The sequence below is a fragment of the Sinomonas sp. genome (genome assembly GCF_036848755.1).
GTDB lineage: Bacteria > Actinomycetota > Actinomycetes > Actinomycetales > Micrococcaceae > Sinomonas.
The window spans coordinates 1-4,747 of record NZ_DAIUJO010000017.1; the positions used below are offsets into that span (position 1 = coordinate 1).

General features: G+C 69.6%; 4 protein-coding genes. 2 read left to right on the forward strand and 2 right to left on the reverse strand.

All coding sequences use genetic code 11. From position 1 onward, the window contains the following. Positions 1 to 303: 303 nt before the first annotated feature. Positions 304 to 1,392, reverse strand: a complete 1,089-nt coding sequence (gene rarD / locus V7053_RS04190; RefSeq protein WP_443022507.1) for an EamA family transporter RarD — start codon at positions 1,390 to 1,392, stop codon at positions 304 to 306. Positions 1,393 to 1,422: 30 nt separating this feature from the next. Further along, a complete protein-coding gene (locus tag V7053_RS04195) occupies positions 1,423 to 2,172 on the reverse strand; it encodes an ABC transporter permease (RefSeq protein WP_334171016.1) in 750 nt (249 codons plus the stop codon). 62 nt (positions 2,173 to 2,234) lie between these two features. Here V7053_RS04195 and V7053_RS04200 point away from each other — a divergent pair, with 62 nt between their 5' ends. Then, on the forward strand, positions 2,235 to 3,665 hold the full coding sequence (locus V7053_RS04200) for an FAD-dependent oxidoreductase (protein ID WP_334171017.1): 1,431 nt from the start codon (positions 2,235 to 2,237) through the stop codon (positions 3,663 to 3,665). A gap of 255 nt (positions 3,666 to 3,920) precedes the next feature. Then, on the forward strand, positions 3,921 to 4,747 hold an 827-nt coding region (locus V7053_RS04205; protein ID WP_334171018.1), incomplete at its 3' end, for a sigma-70 family RNA polymerase sigma factor.

Sequence of the window (4,747 nt, forward strand, 5' to 3'; positions counted from 1 at the left end):
GAATCCCTTCCCGCACTGCCGCTGTGAGGACGCGGTGGTCTATCCCGGCCAGTCGTAGCGCGTTCGAGGAGGCAAGGCTATGGACGGGCCACCGGGCGGCGAGCATTTTGGTGAGGTCTTGAGCGGACATGGCGTCAGTCTCGTGGAGCGAGGGCCAACCATGGCGCGCGAAGTTGCTCTATGTGGACAACGGCCGTCCCTCGGGGGCATAACCGTCCGGCCTGCGGGACGGTTATGCCTGGCGGGGACGGTTATGCCTGGCGGGGACGGTTATGCCTGGCGCTGCCCAGCCTCCGTCTGGTCCTAGGCCGTCTGGTCGGCCGCCGCCCGGTCCTGCGCCGTCTGGTCGGCCGCGGCGCGCAGGGCGGAGCGGCGTCGGCGTCCCCCGAGCAGCATGTCGGCGGTGAGCACCACGAGGGCGAGCCACACGATAGCGAAGCCAGCCCACCGCTCGGGTCCCATGTGCTCGCCGAGAAGGGTCACGGCAATGAGGAACTGCAGGAGCGGCGCCATGTACTGGAGCAGGCCGATCGTGGTCATCGGGAGCCGTCGGGCCGAGGCCCCGAAGAACAGCAGCGGAACGGCGGTGACGATGCCGCTCGCGGCCAGGAGCCAGAAGTGTCCCGGGCCGTTGCCCGTGACCGTGAGGGTGCCCGCGGCGGCGAGCCATGCGACCGCGACGAGGGCGAGCGGCGTGAGCACAACGGTCTCGACAGTGAGACTCGTGACGGGGTCCACCGTGGCGCCGACCCGGTTCTTCACGAGGCCATAGAAGCCGAAGCTGAACGCAAGGATCAGGGCGATCCAGGGCACGCGTCCGTAGGCGACGGCGAGCACGATGACTGCCACAAAACCAATGCCGACGGCGGTCCACTGGAGCGGACGCAACCGCTCCTTGAGCACGATCACCCCGAGGAGCACGCTCACAAGCGGGTTGATGAAGTAGCCGAGGGACGCTTCGATGGCCTGTCCGCTCAACACGCCATAGGTGTACGTGAGCCAGTTGATGCCGATCAGGACGGCGGCGACCGCGAGGGCCCCGAACCCCCGGCCCGAGCGGAAGACGGTGGCGAGCGAGCCCCACGACCGCGTCACCGCGATAAGCACGAGGCACACGACGAGCGAGAACAGGACGCGGTCCGAGACGATCTCCACCGGCCCAGCCGGGGTCAGCGTAATGAAGTAGAGCGGCAGAAGCCCCCACAGGCCGTACGCCCCGATGCCGTACAGGAGGCCGACCGTGGTGCGCCGGGCTTCGGCGGTGTTGCTCCGGGCGGCGTTGCTCCTGGCGCCGCTGCTCCTGGCGGGGGCCTTCGGGGCCGTGTCGTCCCGACCTGGGCCATCTGGCGCCGGATCGTTAGTGGCTGCGTCATTCTGGGCGGGCGGCTTCACGGTCACGACCGTACAACGGCATTGATCCTGTCAGGTATTCCGCCGCCCCCACACCCCAGCCGCGCACAGGCGGAGCGCGACGGCGGCCGCAATGGCCCCCACGGCGACGAGCGAGACGAGCACCACGAGCTGCACGATCGCGGCCTCGACCGGGCTCGCGCCCCCGAGCACCATGCCGACAAAGGCCCCAGGGAGCGTCACCGTGCCGACCGTGCGAGTCTGATCGAGGGTCGGCAGGAGGCCTTCGCGAGCAGTGTGCTGAGCGACGAGGAGCCGCGCCGGCAGCCATTCGAAGCCGAGCGCGACGGCGGCCTCGACCTCCCCGCGGCGCACCTCGAGTTCGGCTAGCACGCGGCGTCCGGCGAGGCTCGTCGTCGTCATCGCTCCGCCCACCTGCTGCCCGAGGAGGGCGATGAGCGCGAGGCCGTTGAACGGCAGCACACCCGTGGCGAGCAGGATGAGGGCGGCCGGCAGCACGCCCGCACCGATCGGTACGGCTGCCCACCACCATCGGTGCGGATCGACTCGCCTCCCCGAGGTCGCAACCGCGACGGAGAACATCGCCAGGGCGAACGCCAGGGCGAGCCACGGATTCTGGCCCAGCTGGGAGACGAGAAGGGCGACGACGGCGAGCTGGCCGACGGCGCGCAGGCTCGCCGTGATCGGGGGGAACCAGCCGCCGTCGAGCGCCCAACGGTGGACCGCGGCGGCGAGGGCGGTGAGGAGGACGACGGCGACGACGACCCCGGGCCCGAGGCCTAGAAGCGTCGAACTCTGCACCCGAACTACAATAAGAGGCTGCGTGCCCAACACGGTGCGCCCGCTGCCGGAAGGATGCTCCCGTGACCAACGTCTCTGCCCGACCCCTGCGCGTCGCCGTCATCGGCGCCGGGCCCGCCGGTGTCTACGCGGCAGACATCCTCACGAAGTCGAACGAGGTCAAGGACGCCCAGCTCGAGGTGAGCATCGACCTCTTCGACCAGTACCCGGCACCCTACGGGCTGATCCGTTACGGCGTCGCGCCCGACCATCCGCGCATCAAGGGCATCGTGAACGCGCTCCACAAGGTCCTCGACCGGGGCGACATCCGCTTCATCGGGAACGTGACCTACGGGCGCGACGTGACCCTGAGCGACTTCCGCCACTTCTACGACGCGGTCATCTTCGCGACGGGCGCGATCAAGGATGCGAAGCTCGACATCCCCGGTGCTGACCTCGAGGGCTCGTTCGGCGGAGCGGACTTCGTCTCGTGGTACGACGGCCATCCCGACGTGTCCCGCGACTGGCCGCTCGAGGCCAGGGAAGTGGCCGTGATCGGCAACGGCAACGTGGCCCTCGACGTGGCGCGCATGCTCTCGAAGCATGCCGACGATCTGCTCGTCACGGAAATCCCCGACAACGTCTACCAAGCGCTCAAGCGGAGCCCCGTCACGGACGTCCACGTCTTCGGCCGCCGTGGCCCGGCGCAGGTCAAGTTCACCCCCCTCGAGCTGCGCGAGCTCTCGCACTCGCGCGATGTCGACATCGTGCTGTACCCCGAGGACTTCGAGTTCGACGAGGCATCAGACGAGGCGATCCGCACCAACAACCAGGTCAAGACGATGGTCAACACGCTCGCGAACTGGATTGCAGAAGACCAGGACACGGGCGCATCGCGCCGCCTGCACCTGCACTTCCTGCACAGCCCGGTCGAGATCTACGACTCGCCGGAGACCCCCGGGAAGGTTGCCGGCATCCGATTCGAGCGCATGGAGCTCGACGGAACGGGCAACGTGCGGGGCACCGGCGAGTACGAGGACTACGCGGTGCAGGCGGTGTACCGCGCGATCGGCTACCACGGGTCCGAGCTCGCCGAGCTCGAGTACGACGTTCACCGCGGCATCATCCCGAACGACGGCGGCCGCGTCCTCGACGCGAACGGGAACCCGGTCCCCGGTGTGTACGCGACAGGCTGGATCAAGCGAGGGCCGGTGGGACTCATCGGCCACACCAAGGGCGACGCGCTCGAGACGATCGGCTGCCTGCTCGAGGACCGCGATTCCCTCGAGCCGGCGGAGAACCCGGACGAGCACGCGATCATCGCGCTGCTCGAGGAGCGGGGCGTCGAGTACACGACGTGGGAGGGCTGGAACGAGCTCGACGCCCACGAGCGCGCCCTCGGCGAGAAGTTCACGGCCGAGTCGGCGGAACGCGGGGCCACTGTGCAGCGCGAGCGCGTCAAGGTCGTGCCCCGCGAGGAGATGGTGCGCATCTCGCGCAAGAACGCGAGCTAGCGCATCAGGCTCTCGAGCAGGGTCGAGACGCCGGCGGAGCTCGCCGGAAGGGGCTCGACGTCGGGTGCGGGCATGAGGGCGGTGACGGTTGCCCCCACTGAGCTGCGCGGCCACGGCCCGCACGTTGCCCATGCTGAGCGTGAGCTGCCCTGGGTTTCGTCATGACGCGGAGAACTCAGCGGGAGGGAGCGGCGTCATAGAATCGGCGGAGCGAACTCCAACGTCATTGCGACCGTCTAGCCGGAAGGACGTTCCATGACTGCGAGTGCTGATGCTGAGGGCACAGCTGCCCCCAGCGATGCACAGCTCATCGCCGAAGTCCGTGCGGGGGCGGCCGAGGCGTACGCGCAGCTCTTCGAGCGGCACCACAGCGCCGCCGTCGGGCTCGCGCGCCGCTACGCCCGCAATGCGAGCGACGCCGAAGACCTCGCCGCCGAAGGCTTCGCGAACGTGCTGACCGCGCTGCGGGGCGGCTCGGGCCCGGACGCCTTCTTCCGCGCGTATCTGCTCACCTCCATCGCCCGGCTCGCGGCCAGGGGAAACGTCAAGGCGAGCCGGCAGACGCTGAGCGATGACATGGAGCGGTACGAAGGCGAGCAGCCCTACGACGATCCGGTCCTCGCGGGCTTCGAATCCGACGCCGTTTCGATGGCCTTCAGCGCGCTCCCCGAACGCTGGCAGGCGGTGCTCTGGTACACCGAGGTCGACGGGATGCAGCCGGCCGCCGTCGCCCCTCTGCTCGGGTTGTCCCCGAACGCCGTCTCCGCCCTCGCGCTGCGAGCCCGGGAGGGCCTGCGCCAGGCCTATCTCCAGGCTCACGTCGCGACAGCGGCGGCCGACGACGGGTGCGCACCCTTCGCGGACAAGCTCGGCGCCTATGCACGGAGGGGGTTGAGCCCGCGCAAGGAGCAGAAGGTCCGCGACCACGTCGAGGACTGCCCACGCTGTTCCGCGGCGCTGCTCGAGCTCCAGGACGTGGGCGTCGGCATGCGGGCGGTCATCTTCCCGCTCGTGACGGCGCTGCCGTTCGCGGCCGGCGGCGCGGGGAAGGTCGTGGGCGGAGGACTCGCGCTGGGAGGAGG